Origin of the sequence: Acetobacter sp. DsW_059 (assembly GCF_002153695.1) — a bacterium.
Classification (GTDB): Bacteria; Pseudomonadota; Alphaproteobacteria; order Acetobacterales; family Acetobacteraceae; genus Acetobacter; species Acetobacter thailandicus.
In genome coordinates this window covers 1-15,724 of sequence record NZ_JOPI01000173.1, presented here as the reverse complement: position 1 = coordinate 15,724, position 15,724 = coordinate 1, and the positions used below count along the sequence as shown (strand labels likewise).

At 55.9% G+C, this 15,724-nt stretch carries 12 protein-coding genes and 3 pseudogenes; 6 read left to right on the top strand and 9 right to left on the bottom strand.

Annotation, left to right across the window (positions count from 1 at the left end):
- Nucleotides 1-485: 485 nt before the first annotated feature.
- Nucleotides 486-1,049 (bottom strand): TetR/AcrR family transcriptional regulator, encoded by a 564-nt coding sequence (locus HK25_RS12675; protein WP_086636427.1) that lies wholly within the window; start codon nt 1,047-1,049, stop codon nt 486-488.
- A gap of 115 nt (nt 1,050-1,164) precedes the next feature.
- On the opposite strand from HK25_RS12675, the gene HK25_RS12670 reads away from it, so the two are divergent.
- A complete protein-coding gene (locus HK25_RS12670; RefSeq protein ID WP_062454540.1) occupies nt 1,165-1,566 on the top strand; it encodes a nuclear transport factor 2 family protein in 402 nt (133 codons plus the stop codon).
- Between the two features lie 200 nt (nt 1,567-1,766).
- Here HK25_RS12670 and HK25_RS12665 read toward each other — a convergent pair whose 3' ends face one another.
- A complete protein-coding gene (locus tag HK25_RS12665; RefSeq protein WP_086636426.1) occupies nt 1,767-3,170 on the bottom strand; it encodes a DHA2 family efflux MFS transporter permease subunit in 1,404 nt (467 codons plus the stop codon).
- A gap of 48 nt (nt 3,171-3,218) precedes the next feature.
- Nucleotides 3,219-3,785, bottom strand: a complete 567-nt coding sequence (locus tag HK25_RS12660; protein WP_086636425.1) for a hydrolase — start codon at nt 3,783-3,785, stop codon at nt 3,219-3,221.
- A 108-nt stretch (nt 3,786-3,893) separates the two neighbouring features.
- On the opposite strand from HK25_RS12660, the gene HK25_RS12655 reads away from it, so the two are divergent.
- The 3 genes from HK25_RS12655 (at nt 3,894) to HK25_RS12645 (ending at nt 7,455) form a co-directional block, all read left to right on the top strand.
- Complete coding sequence (locus HK25_RS12655; RefSeq protein ID WP_086636424.1) at nt 3,894-4,550, top strand: TetR/AcrR family transcriptional regulator; 657 nt, start codon at nt 3,894-3,896, stop codon at nt 4,548-4,550.
- A gap of 579 nt (nt 4,551-5,129) precedes the next feature.
- Nucleotides 5,130-6,149 (top strand): nucleoid-associated protein, encoded by a 1,020-nt coding sequence (locus tag HK25_RS12650; protein ID WP_086636423.1) that lies wholly within the window; start codon nt 5,130-5,132, stop codon nt 6,147-6,149.
- Nucleotides 6,136-7,455, top strand: a complete 1,320-nt coding sequence (locus HK25_RS12645) for a hypothetical protein (protein WP_086636422.1) — start codon at nt 6,136-6,138, stop codon at nt 7,453-7,455. Before HK25_RS12650 ends, HK25_RS12645 begins: the two co-directional genes overlap by 14 nt.
- 85 nt (nt 7,456-7,540) lie before the next feature.
- Here HK25_RS12645 and HK25_RS13315 read toward each other — a convergent pair whose 3' ends face one another.
- Nucleotides 7,541-8,932, bottom strand: a complete 1,392-nt coding sequence (locus tag HK25_RS13315; protein ID WP_198945998.1) for a hypothetical protein — start codon at nt 8,930-8,932, stop codon at nt 7,541-7,543.
- Nucleotides 8,933-9,049: 117 nt separating this feature from the next.
- Nucleotides 9,050-9,760: a hypothetical protein gene (locus HK25_RS13310; RefSeq protein ID WP_198945997.1), complete on the bottom strand. Its 711-nt coding sequence runs from the start codon at nt 9,758-9,760 to the stop codon at nt 9,050-9,052.
- A gap of 225 nt (nt 9,761-9,985) precedes the next feature.
- Between HK25_RS13310 and HK25_RS13480 the strand changes: the two are divergent.
- A pseudogene (locus tag HK25_RS13480) lies at nt 9,986-10,740 on the top strand (IS5 family transposase); the annotation flags it as partial.
- Nucleotides 10,741-11,496: 756 nt separating this feature from the next.
- Entirely contained in the window at nt 11,497-12,333 is an 837-nt protein-coding gene (locus tag HK25_RS12625; RefSeq protein ID WP_086636421.1) for a DUF5677 domain-containing protein, read from the top strand.
- Nucleotides 12,334-12,404: 71 nt separating this feature from the next.
- Here HK25_RS12625 and HK25_RS12620 read toward each other — a convergent pair.
- The 4 genes and pseudogenes from HK25_RS12620 to HK25_RS12605 all read right to left on the bottom strand — a co-directional run.
- Nucleotides 12,405-12,566: pseudogene (locus HK25_RS12620) on the bottom strand (transposase); the annotation flags it as partial.
- 36 nt (nt 12,567-12,602) lie between these two features.
- A pseudogene (locus HK25_RS12615) lies at nt 12,603-13,285 on the bottom strand (transposase).
- A gap of 173 nt (nt 13,286-13,458) precedes the next feature.
- A complete protein-coding gene (locus tag HK25_RS12610; protein WP_086636420.1) occupies nt 13,459-14,196 on the bottom strand; it encodes a M48 family metallopeptidase in 738 nt (245 codons plus the stop codon).
- A 2-nt stretch (nt 14,197-14,198) separates the two neighbouring features.
- Nucleotides 14,199-15,724: UvrB domain 3-containing protein (locus HK25_RS12605; RefSeq protein WP_408736141.1), on the bottom strand; the 1,526-nt coding region annotated here is incomplete at its 5' end.

Below are 15,724 nucleotides of genomic sequence, written 5' to 3'. Positions count from 1 at the left end.
TAAAAGATCAGAAATCAAAAAATGATCAATTGGAATAGGATTATGCTCTAAGGCGGCAGCTCGTCTTTGGGAAAGGACAGATACAATTGTCACTCTTGAGCTGTCTGCCGCCTTTCTGGCGAGGGGGCTGTTGAGGCACTGGTACAGGAATTTAATCCAGGCCATGTGATCTCGACAGCTCGACCTAAACGGTATAGCTCAATCGCTGTCGTCAGTAGAAATCTCACATATGTCAATTGACTCCTGCATCAGCCAGAACGTGAAACAATGATGAGGCGGGATCGAGTCTCTTTCTCGATAATCTGATAATTTCGACGCTGCCAGTAATGTACGATCTGTACGGTTCAGAAGAAAAAGCCAGCTGGAGAAATCCAGTAGCGTCCAAATGAACAGCTGATCATCGGGCTTGTAGCCGACAGACAGCTTTCGCCTCATTTCGGTCATAAACAGGGGCGTTTAAGTTTTTGGAAAGCAGACATGATCGATCAAGTGCGTACGAGTGTTTTGTAGTCAGATTCTGTAATGCCCATTGCCATGTAGGCGCGCTTGGTCTGGGCTTCCCTGATCGTGTCCAGCGACAGTCCGTTTGCGAGCATGTCCTCAATTAGGTCGATATGCAGGGCTGCCAGAAGAGCGTGGGCGTTATAAAGGGCCGCACCCTCCGGCGGCGAGCCCGTCCCTTCCTCGATGAACCTCGCGGTCACCCCAAGCATCCAGCGATAATGCGGCGATTGCAGAATGCCCGGACCGAATTCGAGCGCCCGGATCAGGTGGCGGTTGTCGAGCTTGAACGTCAAGATCAGGTCAAGAAACGCTGCAAGACGCTGTTGCGGTAAGGTATCTTGCCGGAAAGGAGCCGCACCACTCTCCACGCTTGCCCGTAGAGCTTCGATCTTTGTGGCCCAGAGAGCGTCGAGCAATCCCGCGCGACTACCGAACGCGCGGAACAGTGTTCCCTTCCCGACACTGCATGCCGCCGCAATGGCATCCATGGTCACACGTTCAGGCCCATCAGCCTGTGCAAAGAGGATATCGGTGGCCTCAAGCATGCGGATCGTGGCGGTTGGCGGCCGTCCGCGACGAACTACTTGATTTTCGGACTTGTGGTCCGATATATAATGTAAATCTGGACTCATGGTCCGGAAATCATATCAAGGAAGCACCATGTCACCAACATCCGAACTGCCAGACTGGCTCGAAAATGCACTAGACGCACTTCGCGCAGGTGATATCGCGGGCTGGATGGCGATCTACGCAGCCGACGCATGCCATGAATTTCCGTTCGCGCCCGAGGGCGCCCCGCGTAAGCTGATCGGACGGGACGCCATTGCGGCCTATATGGCCCATCTGCCATCTATAATCCGGTTCGGCGCGCTGAGCGACATTCGCGTCCGTAGCGCTGGCAACGAACTGATTGTTGAGGCAACGGGCCATCATGAACGCGTTGTCGACGATAGCACAAAGAGCTTGTCCTACGTCTGGTTCATCGAAAGGCGTGACGCGAAGGTCACTCGGATACGCGACTATATGAACCCGCTTCAGCTTGCAGCGATTGTCTCAGACTGAATGACACAAGCTGGCATGGCGTCCCCAGAAGACTAACTGTCGGAACGGACGGCTTGAATGGGGCTGCTCTCGCCTACATCTCGGACAATCCGAAATACAACCAACTGATCTTAAAGCGGATGATGCTGCCCAATCTTGCCTGGGTCATTTTTATTTTCTCAGGCGAGTATCCATGCACGACGGGTTCAGTTCGATCCGAACTAACGTTTCCTCTCTGAAGACTTGATGAAACGCGTAGTGAGAAACAGAGCGCCATGGAATAATGCAAGCAATCCAAATGTTTCGGCATAAGCCTCCGATGCGACATGGGATGGAGCGATTGTCGCAAGCCGCCACCCGAGGAACGTGGCGCACGCTGTGATCAATGTCGGTCCTCCAATCCTTTGCATGATGTTCAGCGCAGTTGTCGCCATCGGAATATCCGCGCGGGCGATCGAAGCGTATCCCGCGCTCATCGCCGGAATGCCGACGGCACCCCCGCCGCCGCCACGCAGCAACAATGCTATGCTCAGCAGGGCAACGTTCAGACCGCTATAGGCAAGCACCACTAAAATCACTGTTCCGACCAACGAGATAAGAGCCCCGCAACCGGTCAGATCGCGCACGTCAAACCGCTCGCTCAGACGGCCAATGAGCGGATAGACGCATATCATCCCAACACCCAGGGGTGCCATGAACAGGCCTGTCCGCTCGGGCGAGACACCGCAGGCGTGGATCAGCCATACGGGTAGCAGCATCTGACCTGCGAACGACACCCCGTTTGCCAGAAACATGATGATCGCCGATACCGAAAAGGCAGGCGCACGCAGCAGGCGCAGGTCGATCAGCGCGTCATCGCCCTTGCGTCGCGCGGATCGGACATACAGGACGAACAGTACGAGGGACGCGCTTAAGGTCGCCTGTCCATAAAGCCGGGCGACATGATCCATGCCGTAAAGAAACGAGACGAGAGCGGGCGTGAGAAATCCTAGCCCTGTCAGGTCAAGTGGACGGGGGCGCTCGTCATGCCGATCGTCAGGAAGAAACAGAACGGCAAGGACAAAAGCCGCAAGCCCGACCGGAACATTGAGAAGAAAGATCCATCGCCAGGACGCAATGGAGAGAATGGCACCGGCGACGACGGGTCCAAGAAGCGGCGCGAGCAGAACAGGTGCCGTCATTGCGCTCGCGACCCTCGGCATCTGTCGGCCCGCCACACGAGCTACCGTCATCTGCGCCATAGGGGCGAGCAGTCCGCCCGCCATGCCTTGCAGCAGCCGGAATACGATCAGGGACGGCGCAGACCACGCTAGTGCGCACAGGCCTGATGTCAGCGTGAAGGCACCGAAGCACCATAAATAGACCGCTCGCCCCCCGAGGCGACTTACGAGCCATCCATTCAGCGGCAACGTCAGGGCGAGTGCCAGCAGATAACCGCTAACCACCCATTGAATGTGTGAAAACGGAGCGTGCAGGGTCGCGACAAGATCGGGGAGCGACACATTGACGATCGTGGCGTCCAGTTGCGCCATGAAAGATCCGACCGCCGCGACGCTCACGATTTTCCAGGTGCCCGGAGGCAGTTGATCCGAACCCTGGGATGGCAACGATGTTCTGGTGTTCATGAACTATCTCGCCGGGAACCGTGAGACGCGCAGACATCCACCATGCGCTTACGCGTCCAGTGCGATTGCGTCGCTTGTCGTCACGCGGCCAAGGCGGGGGAAAATCTCCTCGCAGGCAAAGCGCTGCATCTCTTCGGTGAATGTGGACATGACATCCGTGGCGAGCACGACGTTATATCCATGCTCATGAGCCGCCCTGGCGGTAGATTCCACGCCCAGATTGGTCGCGATTCCGCCCAGTACAATGGTCGAGATACCGCGTCGTCTTAACTGAAGATCGAGATCCGTGCCGTAGAAGGCACCCCATTGCCGCTTCGTGACACACAGATCGGTCGGTTCGGCAAGCCCGTCGACCAGTTCAGCCCAGTCTGGTGCGAAGCCGCCAGGCGGTGAAAAGGAGCGATCGACAACCGCATGCACGGCATCGGCAAAATCAGGCGCGAACGCTACATTAACCAAAATGACCGGAGCCCCGGCGCTCCGGAAGCGGGCTGCGAGTTCTTTCGATCGCTCAACAATCAAAGCACCCGGTGTGGGAGCCAGGGGAAGCCCCGTAATGCCCTTCTGGAGATCGATCAGGACGAGAGCCGTCTTGGTGGCTGGGAGTGAAATCATGGCAAGACCTTCCCTGTTGACGTTTGACCGTCATCCCGAACCGTTGTCCGGAACACGCGGAAACGTTAGTAAGTTGAGTAGGCACTCAATCAGGAGCATTATTTGAGGATGGACTCAAATTCGTCAAGGGGTAAACGGACATCTCTTCAACCGCAGCGCGCGGCTGGGCGTCAGCGCGTTGAGGAATTACTGGAGGCCGCGTCCGGCCTCATGGCGGAACGAGGGTACGAAGCGACGACCATGGCGGAGATCGCCGCGCGCGCCGGGGCAAAAGTCGGCTCGCTCTATCGTTTCTTTCCAAACAAGGAGGCGGTGGCTGACGCTCTGGTGCAACGGCACATCGCTGTTCTGGAAGACGAATATGCCGCACTCGCCAAACGTGCTACTACGCTATCCCCAGACGCTCTGGCGGACGTCCTGATCGAATTGCTTGTCACGCTTCATCCTCGTGTGAAATCCCTGTCCGCGCTGATGGAAGCACGGACTGACAAGATGGAGATCCGCGAACGTGCGCGCGGACATGCGATAGCCGGGATTGCGGCGGCACTTCGTGTCTGTGCGCCAGGCCTGGATGAGGCGTTGGCGAAAGATATCGCGGCCGTCGTTCTAAACATTATGAAAGTGCTGCGCAGCATGCTGGCGAAGGACGCCCCCACGACATCTGGCGCGCCTGACGAATTGCGACAGATGCACCGTCTCTATCTAACGGACCGGCTGCAGCCGTTTCGGCGTAATCCAGACGGTATAACGGACGCAGAGCCATAATTTTGCGGATTGGTGCAGCCAGGGTTTCAAACACCAATTTCATCGCACCTCAAGTGAGGATGCTAAATGGATGCGAGAAAGCCGGGGAGAACTAACACAGTTTTGACGCGAAAATCTCGTGCCCGGCAATGGCCAATTGCTTAGCAGGTAGGCGGCAGTCGCCTCATGGAAGACATTCAGGTTGTTTCATCACTTTTCGCATAGCGGACATCGTTCTCTATCGGGCTAGCTGTGAGGTGTCGGTAATGCTGGCGGCCATCATCGGGAACCCATCCTAGGTACCGATCAAGCTTCGGAATGATATGCTCATCAACGACGCGTTCAGCGCCGGGTCCGGCGGATCCCGCTGCAGGCAACCCCCTCGGGACTGGTGATTGTTCTCTTTATGTTTTATGGCTATGAGAGCTACGAAGCGACCGAGGATTGCATGTTCATAGCTTAGCTCAACCCTGCCCCTTTCTTACTGGCGGAGACCGCAGAGTGGGCTTGCGCTATGTGCTCGACAATGGATGTGAAGGGGATTCTCCGAATCTGCTGCTCCTGTGAAGGTGAACGCTGGGGGAAAGAACAGGAGCAAGTATGACTAACACTATAAGGCGCGTAGGCATTCACGACATTCGCAAGAGTCTCAATGGACTTGAAATCGTTTTGGGACCGGAATTCATGCAGGTGAACGAGACAACATGTCGCGTTGTAGACGGACTCAACGACATATATACTCGTCGCTCGTCAAAGGCGCATGGCTGCTTCTCGGACGACACTGACAACTACCCCACCTCTGAATACTTCGACGCCTATTTCCATGCCGACGACTTCGGGGACTTCAACACGTTCACGAGTCAAATGATGACCACGTTGCTCGCGAAGGCGCGCAGCGTGCCCAACGCGGGCGCTGGCCATGTTTTCTTCGCCCACTTTGAGCGCGACGGCCGCGAGTTCATGCTGATCGCGATCGTCAACGAGAAGCTGGGCGCGATGCTGACTAACGCGTTCTCGGTACAGGACGTGCGCCATCTTGACCTCGAAGGGTTCCGATTCGCCGGTCGCGTCGACATGACATCGTGGCGCGCGGGTGAGGATCGCTACATCGGCTTCCTGCGCGGACGAGGCGACGTCGCGGAATACTTCAAAGAGTTCCTCGCCTGCGTCTCCTCGACGACGGCAAAGCAAAGCACGGATGAACTCGTCACCGCACTGAGGAACTATGCTGATGACCAAGGGATGGAGGTTGCCAAGCGCGATAACTTCCTCGCTCGGGCGCGAGCGACGCTCGACGAGACAGCCCGGAGCGGCGGGCAGGTCGACTTCCAAAGTCTCGCAAACGTGCTTGTCCCCAGCGAACCGGAACTTCTGGCGGAATTCCTAGGCGACCCCGACCGTGGCCTGAGCGACGGTTTTACGCCGAACCGCCGGATTCTTGGCACGCTTGTGAAGTTCCGTGCGCGTACGCCTCTCTGGTCGATCGAAATCGATCGGGCTGCTATCGCGAAGGGCGAAGTTGTTTTTGATCCTAAGGACCGCACTTTGACGATCACGCAGGTTCCCGCCGAATTCGCCGAGGAACTGCGTGCGGAATACGAAGTCCATGCCGAGGATTAGGTTCGACGAACTCCTCTCCGTCTACCGCAACACCGAGTTCGGGGACGGCGACGAGCCCTCTAGGCTGACGGTCGCCTCTGAGGACCTAGTGGCGCTGCTTACGCGCCTCGAGACTGATGAGGACGCTGCTAAGGACGCCGACGTGGCGCTCTTGGACGAGATTGGCAATGTCGCCGTCGGCTCGGTCGTCCACATCCGCATCGGTTCACCGCGCGTGGGACTAGGCGTGCTCGCCAAGAACGTCAACAAGCTTCTAGCGCCGCCAGCTGCGAAGATGAAGGAGCCGGCGAACTACTATCTAGTCGATCCACCCTATGCCTCCTCCGATGCCGCCGCGCCGGATATCATTGTCCTCTATCGAAAGGTGCTCGAACTGGTTGCGCTCCTCTCTGAAACCGCAACCTTTCAGGACGAAACCAAGGCCGAACTCGTGCTCGTGAAGGACGAGAAAATCGTCGTGCCCGTTCGCTACATGGCCGACGATCTTGCGAAGCTCGACGTCGCGGCTGCAGATCGCCTTTTGACCCAGATGGCCGATGAGCTTCATCGCGACCAGAAGCTCGAAATCCTGTTCGAGGCGCTTGTCGACCTCTGCTCTGGCCAGCAAGCGACGACCCGGTTCCAGTTTATCCTGCGAAACCTCGACGAACTTGGCGACGCGGTGCGGAAAGGCTACCGGCTCTTCGCATCAAACTTCTCTTACTCGAAGATCCGCAGCGAGATCGAGGATGCTCGCATCGACTTTGCCCAGAAGATTCACAAAACGATCGTCGATGTGCAGGGCCAGTTACTCGGCATCCCCATTGCGACGGTGGTGGTCGCCTCGCAGATGAAGGCACCGACCGCATGCGGCGTTGAGCCGTGGGTCAACTATGCGGTGCTAGTTGGCGCTTGGATCTTCGTCATCCTGCTGACTGTAGCGATCATAAACCAGTTGCTCACGCTTAACGTCATCAAGAGTGAGGTCGATCGCCAGAAGGAGAAACTCAAGAATGACTTCCCGGCCGTCAGCGACGATTTCGTGAAGACGTTCGGATCGCTCGGTCGCCGTATTTGGTGGCATCGGATTGGACTGTGCGTCGTAATCCTCATTGGCCTCGGTGCACTGTGGCTCACGAACCACACCTACGACCACGTCACGGCGGTCCCGGTGCCGGCCTGCGCGACAAGTAAGACGGGTGCCAGCTCGCCGGCGTCGGCGATGCCTAGCGTTCCATCTTTTGTTGCGATACCGAAATCGGCTCAGACAGAGCCTCCTACGATAAAGAATCATCCGAGAGGGGCCGCAATGCCGGCCCATCACTGAGGGAAGCTTTGGGCCGGAGCTTACAGCTCGCGGCCTGTTGCTCGGCGGCGGGGCAGTGGCCGCAGATCTAACTTCCATCCAGCCGTTAGCGAGTTGAAACGTTTGGAAAGTCCCAAACGGGGCGTTCAAGGAGGGGCGTGGTTCGATAACGTCGAAATAAGCAGACTAGCGGGAAACGGCTCGGCTCAAGCTCATCGTTTTGGCCACCTTCAGCTGCACCTTGCGGGTACAGGCCCACAAGCGCCTGCTGCTCGCTGATCACCGCGCTGAACAGGCGCTCATAGGCGTCCTCGCGCTCGACCTGCAGTGCCTTCCGCCGTTCTGCGGCCCCGTTCGCATCTTCGAGCGCCTTGCGCAGCGCCGCGAGCGCACCGTTTTCCGACGCGATCCGCTTCGATAGGGCCGCATATTGGCTTCGCACCACGGTGTCCGCGCTGATCAACCCTTCAAGCCGGCTCATCTCGGCGCGCAGGATCGCGACCGTTTGCGCGGTCAGATCCGCACCGTCCATTATCAGTGGGGCCATGGGGACACCTGGCGGGGGCGGCGCTGGCGGCACGCCCTCGATCTTGGCGATCTCCCCATCGACCCGGGCCAGATATCGCAACAGCGAAGCATCGACATCGCCTTGGAAGACGAGAAGGGACTCGTCCCACTGCGTCGTCGAGAGCCCGGAATTTTGATGGCGCGACTGAACCTCGCGCAGAATCTCCGGCGCTTTGGTCGCCTTGGTGCGCCGGACCTCATCTTGCATCGCGACGAAGGTACGACGTTGCGCGGCATAGGCCTGCGACGCCGTAAGTCGCCCCTGCAGGGCAGTGTTTAGCGCGGCATGGCGCTTGGCCTGCTGCTCCGTCCCCTTCACGACCAACTTGGCGAGGTCGGCGTTGTAGCCCGCGATCAGATTCTCCCTCTGCTTGATCTGGGCTTCAAAGGATTGAACCAACGCCTCCTTCTCAAGTTCATCGGCGATGCGGTTGGAGGTCGCCCCGATCGCCTCGACTTCTCGCTCGCGCGCTAATTGGAATCGGTGAGTGCGATGTCCGCGCAGGGTTTCGAAGTCGAGAGCACCCTCTCGCCCTTCGACCGGGTGCGCCTCGAAAATCACGCGCTCGATTTCGTGAAGCAGGCCTTCGGACGCGCCAGCGGCCGAGCACAAATCCTCAACGAATTGCTGCGACAGATACCGCGCGCTCGGATAGGAGAATGGATTGTTCGCGTCGCGACCGTCGAGATGCCGCGACACCACTGCGCCGGCAGCCCGCGTCAGCTTGACCCGGCCCTCTCCGACCAGCGGCTTCGCGCGCGAGAGGAATGAAGGGCTGACGCCGTCCTCATCCTCCCAGACCGCAGACGACACGGAATCACACCCTGCGGCGATCATGGCAGCAAGGGCGGTCTTACCCGATCCGCGCGCGCCGATGATCGCTACCAGTCCCGCATTCAGCGGGATCGATATAGGCCTGGCGCAAGGCATCGAACGTCACCGCGCCTTTGATCCATGTAAAGCGGTCCTGAACCGGCTGTCCGACGGTCGCATTATCATGTGCGTCGCTACCGTGCAGGCACGGCTTGCAGCCATTATATCGCCGCGTCAGCTCTTCGACGGTAACGCCGCGTTGGCCGGTCCAGAATTCGCGCTGTGCAACGCTGCTCGCGAAGATGATATGCGCAAATTTCTCGATTTCCTGCCGAATGGTGGCATCGGCGGCCTGACGCACCCCCAGGTGCCGTCCCCCTCTGCGCCTGCCACTGCGATCAGTACGTTGGACTGCGCCCATTCACTCGACTCGTACACTCTGCGCAACTGGTCGAAATCGACTTTGAACTGTGTCGCGCCAACTGCGAGCGCCGCGCGATCATCGGTGGCCGTGGCGTCTACTCTTCGGCCGAGCCTGATCAACCCCTCACGGGTGCAATCGAACACATCGCCGAATGCCGAGAACTGAAGGCGGGTCAGCAGTAAACGGACCTCGACCATATGGTTCGGATCTTCCGGGCTGACCAGAAGATGCATATTCACGAAACCGGTCTTCGCCGCGACGCTCAGCCGCAGTTCGATATTAGGGAAAATCAGTGAAACGTTCGGAAGCCGGCCCGCATCCTTATGCAGCCAAACCTGCTCGTAGGTCTCAGTCAAATAATAGTCGGTGACGCCTACCGCCTCGATTGTGGGTGAGCACGATTCGATGTTCGACAGGTAGGTCTCCCAAGCCCCAACCCCACCGAACTGGTTGTTGAGGACCGTCCCCGGCGTATGAATGTGTGGCTCCCATCGCCGCCACTCAGATCCTCTCGTCAGCATAAACCCCACATCTATCGAATGGCTTGTTCATCACTAAAAATATGGCGGAAGCCAATAGTCAATGTGGATGGGTCCAAGTATACAACTATACAACGCGGCATTTTTTCTAGTGTAGGTCACGTTGACAAAAGGCCTATACGGTCTGCCTGAGATCTGATTCACTTTGTATCTGTAGGACAGCAAGCAGAGAGAACAGGCATGGCACGAGGGGATCTGACGGATCGGGAATGGGCGATGATTGGTCCGCTTTTGCCTCCTGAACGTGGACGGTGGGCCCGTCCAGCGGGAGACAACCGCCGGTTTCTCAATGGTATGCTGCATGTTTTGCGAACGGGTTGTCCGTGGCGGGACATGCATGAGCGCTACGGCAAGTGGAACTCGGTTTATGTCCGGTTTCGCCGTTGGGCTGAACAGGGCGTGTGGGATGCCCTGCTGCAAACCCTGGTAGACCTTGGCCTGACGGATAACTGGCAGCATATGATCGACAGTACCGTGGTTCGTGCCCATTCCCAGGCCACTGGGGCAAAAGGGGGGCTCATTCGGAGGCTTTTGGTCGATCACGCGGCGGCTTTACGAGCAAAATCCATGCCCGATGTGACACTCAGGGACGCCCTCTCGGCTTTGTCCTTACCGGAGGCCAGGTCTCGGATTACAAAGCCACAGACGCCCTGATGACGCTGCCTGTCCCGAGCCCCAAAGCCATGCTGGCCGACCGGGGCTATGACAGTGACAGTTTCCGCCAGGATCTGCTGATGCATGGGATACTGCCGGTCATTCCATCACGCAAAGGCCGCAGCACTCCACAAAACACTGACTGGCGGCGTTACAGGGACCGTAACCGCATCGAGCGCATGTTCAACAAACTCAAGCAGATGCGCCGCATCGCAACCCGCTACGACAAGACTGCCTTGTCCTTCATGAGTTTCCTCAATATCGCCGCAGCAAGGCTCTGGATTAGGTCTTTTGTCAACATGACCTAGTGCGATGTACGATCTGTGTTGTTTCCGTGGTTAAAAGGAAAGGTCAGTATCTCCTCTTTTCGAGTCTGCGGGTGGACACACGGCAATCAGTCGATAATGAGACGCGTAGTTGTTAGACAGATGTGCGCGGGCGAATGATTAATTCTGGCGAAATCCTCCATTCAAAGCACGATCGGCGAACAACGCATTTTAATAGGAAGGCATCATGAACAGGAGCTGACAGGCGTCAGTCGCCCTCGCTCCAGCCGTTCGATGCGGCCCTTCTAAATCCTGGAAGCGGTCATTCGTTCACGCTGCGACTGAACTTCGGTTGTCGTGCAGAGAGCGTTTTGAGGCGTTTGCTCACACGATCCTTTTCGATGCGGCGTTCACATCGAAGTCACAGCACTGCCTGAATGCCCGGCCAGAGAAGTCGCACAACGACCAGCCCGTCTCACGCCTGCACGAACTCCTTCCCTGGAACTGGAAAAATACCCGTCACGCCAATCATACACAGGTCGCCTGATTCAGGCCCGTGGTCCTCGCCGGATGCTTACGGTTTGCCTCTGGCTGTTACCTTCCATGGTTTCTGCCATACCGTTTCTACAAAACTGCGAAACGTAAAAGCAGATATCCGCGAGATATGGATTGATGCCCTCCTTGGTCATGAGGCAAGCCATAAATCCATGGGAACCCTAAACTACACATCAGGGATTGATGTTGAAAACCTACGCGATGTCATGGAGTGTTTGAAATATAAAAACTTGGGAGTGTCATATGATGGATAAAGAAAGTACATTTAGGCAGGAAGGTTTCCTGTCAAAAGAACATAATCAAAATAACAAAATTCAAGACGAAAATGCACATGCTTTCGAATTCTTGCGAGACATAAATACCATGATGATGGAAATGTCTACAAAATTTCCAAACACGGCAATAGCTAAGAACATTGTTGCTCATGCGCTTATGTTTCGAGTAATTCAGTCTTTGCAAGCAATAATATCATTGCTTAACGTTGGATATAGAGCAGAAATATTCTCTATAATAAGAATGATGCAGGAATCATACTTATTTTTAGCATTGCACGTAAAGAATGAAAAAAAATTACATGAAATACTACATGGCGATGAATATGGCTTCAAATTAAAAATGCATACCGCAATTTCCAATGCGCCTGAATACTCAGATTATCATGAGATAACAAAAGAATCAGAGGTACGACTTCGAGAACAAATGAGCGATGAGAAAACTTATTTTGGTTACGAAAGTAAGTCGAAAACTGCCTCAATAACTGCTGTATACAATGAAACATCTACCGAACAAAATTCAATATCCATCTATCGAGATTATTTGCTTATAAGCAACACATATTGCCACGTATCGATAAATTCTCTTTGTCAGCATGTTCAAAAAACTCAAGAAGGTACTACTCTTTTATTTCGACCTGCAAATAAAGGAGAGATATGGGAGGCTGTTATGTATGCTTCTAAGGCTTGCACTGCTTTCTCGGGGATCATAAACAAATCCTATTTGAATGGATTATATTCGGAAGAGTTGAAACAGTTATACAGATATATGGAAAGCATATTGAGAGATAACGGAGTCATAAAATAAAAAAGGGATAGATTTCTCTATCCCTTACAAATCCGTGATATACTACTTTAAGAGCCCGATCCGAAAGTTTTTCAACCCTGACAATACCTTGCTGTCCGTCGTGTGAGCATGCGGATTGAGGCGATCAAGGTCCACGCGGTTGAGGAAGCAATGGATTGTTCCCAATCTTTGGCGAGCCGCCTGCACCGTCTCAGCCAGGCGAATGTCCGTTCAACCACCCAGCGGCGCGGGGTAATCCCCCCATTTTTAACGGGGTGCATCCGTAGAATTTACTCGATCATTTTCAGTTTCATGGCGGGAGTGATGCCGCCGATGCCTATATTTGGACGGTCGTTGTTGTAAGTCCAGAGCCATTGCGTGGCGAAGTCCTGCGCCTCCTCAATGGCTTCAATGATATATTGGTCCAGCCATTCGTGCCTGACTGTACGATTGTAGCGCTCGATATAGGAGTTCTGCTGCGGCTGTCCCGGTTGGATATGCTTTAGGATAACCCCTTGTTTCGCAGCCCATTCCAGGAGTTTCCCGCTGATATACTCAGGGCCGTTGTCGACCCTTATTGCGCCTGGCTTCCCACGCCATTCGATGATTCGGTCGAGGCTCCGGATCACGCGTTTGGCGGGCAGGGAAAAGTCGACCTCGTGTCGCGCCACCGCGTTCCCGGCCATCTCGCGACGTTGAGATGGTCACGTCATTTTTTTCCAAGAGCCTACTTGAGCAGGTCGGCCTGCATGCTGAGGTCTGCATACATCCGCTTCAGCCGACGGTTCTCATCTTCCATGGCCTTCATCTGGCTGATCAGCGAGGCATCCATCCCACCATATTTCACACGCTATTTGTAAAACGACGCGCTGCTTATACCGTGCGCCCGGCATAACTCGGCCACAGGCATCCCGCCTTCGGCCTCACGCAGAATCCCAAAGATCTGCGCCGCAGTATATCGACTTGTCTTCATTCGGAATCTCCTCGTTCATCTTGACGAGAAAATTCTACTTTTGAACACCCTTACTTTCAGAGGGGATTATCAAGCACTAACCGTAGAAACCCTGTGTTGCATGAATGACCCTCGCCATGTAATTGTGCTCGGCATCGGACCTTCCGCTTGCCCCCCATGGCGGTCCAAGAACACTATTGTCGCAACATCAGTTCCGCCATGTCATCCAGCCGCGCCTTATGACGCTGCCAGTCCGGCATCACGCGTTCCAGCAGCGCCCAGAACGCTGAACCGTGATTGTGCTCCTGCAAATGACAGAGTTCATGCAAGATCACATAATCGATGCAGTCCCGTGGGGCTTTGATCAGATGTGGGTTCAGCGTGATGGTGCCCCCAGGTGAGCAGTTGCCCCACTGAGTCTGCATCATCTGAAGTTTCAGAACGGGGGGCGTTGTCACCCACAGTGTTGTGGGGAGGAGAGCGTCCAGACGTGTCCGAAACACTTCCTGTGCCCGCGTAAAATACCACAGTTCCAGCAGCTTCTGAATGCGCAGGGCATGGCGCTCCTGCACAGACACCTCCAGTCGTCCCCGCAACATCCGCACGGTCTCGGGTGTATCAGGCTGATGATGCACTTTCAGCAGATGCCGCCGCCCCAGATAGAAATGGCTTTCCCCGCTGACATAGGCGCGCGGCGTGGCATGTTCCTGCACCGCCCGAAAATCCCGCAGTTTCTGCCAGATCCAGCGTGTTTTCTGGTGGAGCGCCTTCTCCAGATCAACATCTGAGGTGCCTTCGGGAACAACCACCTGCACAGTCAGGTCCGGATGCACCTTGATGCGCAGCGTCGTGCCGGGGCGGGGACGCGGGATCAGGTTCACGCGGATTCGTTCCCCCCCATAGGTCAGGAGGCGAGTGGGAGTTTCTTCCATGCTCAGCCGCGTTGGGTATCAGCAGGCCCAGCCCGCATGATCTGGATGACCTGCTCAATGATCTCCTGCGCCTTGTCCACGCCAAAGCCCGCTTTCTGGCCAGTGCTGAACAGGAGCGGAAGCAGTTCCTTCCTGACTGCTTTTTCCATATCCGGTCGGCTGAGCGAGTTCTCCCGCACAGCCTTGTCCACAACGGTGTCAATCTGGAACGCCAGATCAATCCAGCGCTGGTTTTCCTCATCCGTCTGCTTATGATTGAAGATGGCCGCGAGTGTTTTTAGAAACACGCCATAATAGGCCTGCGCATGACGATGGCCGTCAAATACGGACGGAATGTTTTCCAGCTTGCGGTTGGCCACCTGTTCCTCAAACTCCTGAAACAGCATGAACTGCTTGAGCGGATGGTCGAACAGGTTTTCCGCTTCTGCGATCACCTTGCGCAGCAGGGCCGAGAACGCTTCCTTGGCATAGGGATCGTCCTGCATCTCGTGATCGATCATTTTCGTCACACGGGTGCGGATCAGATCCGTCTCGTTGCGGGTTTTCTCTTCGCTCCAGTTTTCGGGCTCGTTGTCTTCCGGCTTCTGACCCATCTTGCCGACCGCATACAGGCCCTGGGACTCATGGACCTTCACGCCCGCTACATGCCGGTCCAGCAGCTTTTTCACTTGCTCGGCATACTGGTCGAAGTCCACGGTTTCACCGGTATCCTGCATGACCATCTGGCGCAGGCTGGTCATCTGCTTCAGGGTCTCCTTGTAGGTGGCGCGATCTTTTTCCGTGAAGCTGGTGTCTTCAAAGAACGCCACGGATTGCAACGCCACTTTCAGACAGGCGGCAAACTTTGTCAGGGCTTCATAGAAATCATCCCGGCGCTTGAGGTTCACGTCCACCATCTGGCCGTGTTCCTCCATCATGCGCGGCATCAGCACAGCACGAAGCTGCTGGAGGTCACTTCTGTTCTTCAGGCCTTCAAAAATGGCCCAGAGCGCTTTGTGCAAAGCGGGGAGTTCCCGGTATTCCGTGCTCATCTGGCTATACAGCCCGGCAATGTCCTTCGGGTCATACCCGCCGACATTCTCCGCCGCCAGCTCGTCATATCGGGTCAGTGTGGTGTCCAGTTCAGCCAGAATGCCCCGATAATCAATCAGAAGCCCATGCTTCTTCTGGTCATGCAACCGGTTCACGCGCGCAATGGCCTGCAACAGATTGTGCTGCTTGAGAGGCTTGTCGATATAGAGCACCGCGTTCTTCGGTTCATCAAAACCGGTCAGTAGCTTGTCGACCACGATGATCAGCCTGAGGTCCGGGTCTTTCTCAAAGCGCTCAATAACGCCGCGTGTGTAATCCTCCTCGCTCTGGCTGCCGACATTGTTTTTCCACCAGTCCTGAATTTCCGGCTGCCTGCGCTCATCCACTTCCGTATGGCCCTCCCGCGTGTCGGGCGGACTCATGACGATAGCACTCTCGAACAGACCGACCTCATCCAGATACTGCTTGTAGCGGATGGCGGAGAGCTTGCTGTCAC

Coding starts and splice junctions, on each gene's coding strand:
- HK25_RS12675 (WP_086636427.1), bottom strand. CDS start 1,049: ATGCTTGAGGCCACCGATATCCTCTTTGCACAGGCTGATGGGCCTGAA.
- HK25_RS12670 (WP_062454540.1), top strand. CDS start 1,165: ATGTCACCAACATCCGAACTGCCAGACTGGCTCGAAAATGCACTAGAC.
- HK25_RS12665 (WP_086636426.1), bottom strand. CDS start 3,170: ATGAACACCAGAACATCGTTGCCATCCCAGGGTTCGGATCAACTGCCT.
- HK25_RS12660 (WP_086636425.1), bottom strand. CDS start 3,785: ATGATTTCACTCCCAGCCACCAAGACGGCTCTCGTCCTGATCGATCTC.
- HK25_RS12655 (WP_086636424.1), top strand. CDS start 3,894: ATGGACTCAAATTCGTCAAGGGGTAAACGGACATCTCTTCAACCGCAG.
- HK25_RS12650 (WP_086636423.1), top strand. CDS start 5,130: ATGACTAACACTATAAGGCGCGTAGGCATTCACGACATTCGCAAGAGT.
- HK25_RS12645 (WP_086636422.1), top strand. CDS start 6,136: ATGCCGAGGATTAGGTTCGACGAACTCCTCTCCGTCTACCGCAACACC.
- HK25_RS13315 (WP_198945998.1), bottom strand. CDS start 8,932: ATGCCTTGCGCCAGGCCTATATCGATCCCGCTGAATGCGGGACTGGTA.
- HK25_RS13310 (WP_198945997.1), bottom strand. CDS start 9,760: ATGCTGACGAGAGGATCTGAGTGGCGGCGATGGGAGCCACACATTCAT.
- HK25_RS12625 (WP_086636421.1), top strand. CDS start 11,497: ATGATGGATAAAGAAAGTACATTTAGGCAGGAAGGTTTCCTGTCAAAA.
- HK25_RS12610 (WP_086636420.1), bottom strand. CDS start 14,196: ATGGAAGAAACTCCCACTCGCCTCCTGACCTATGGGGGGGAACGAATC.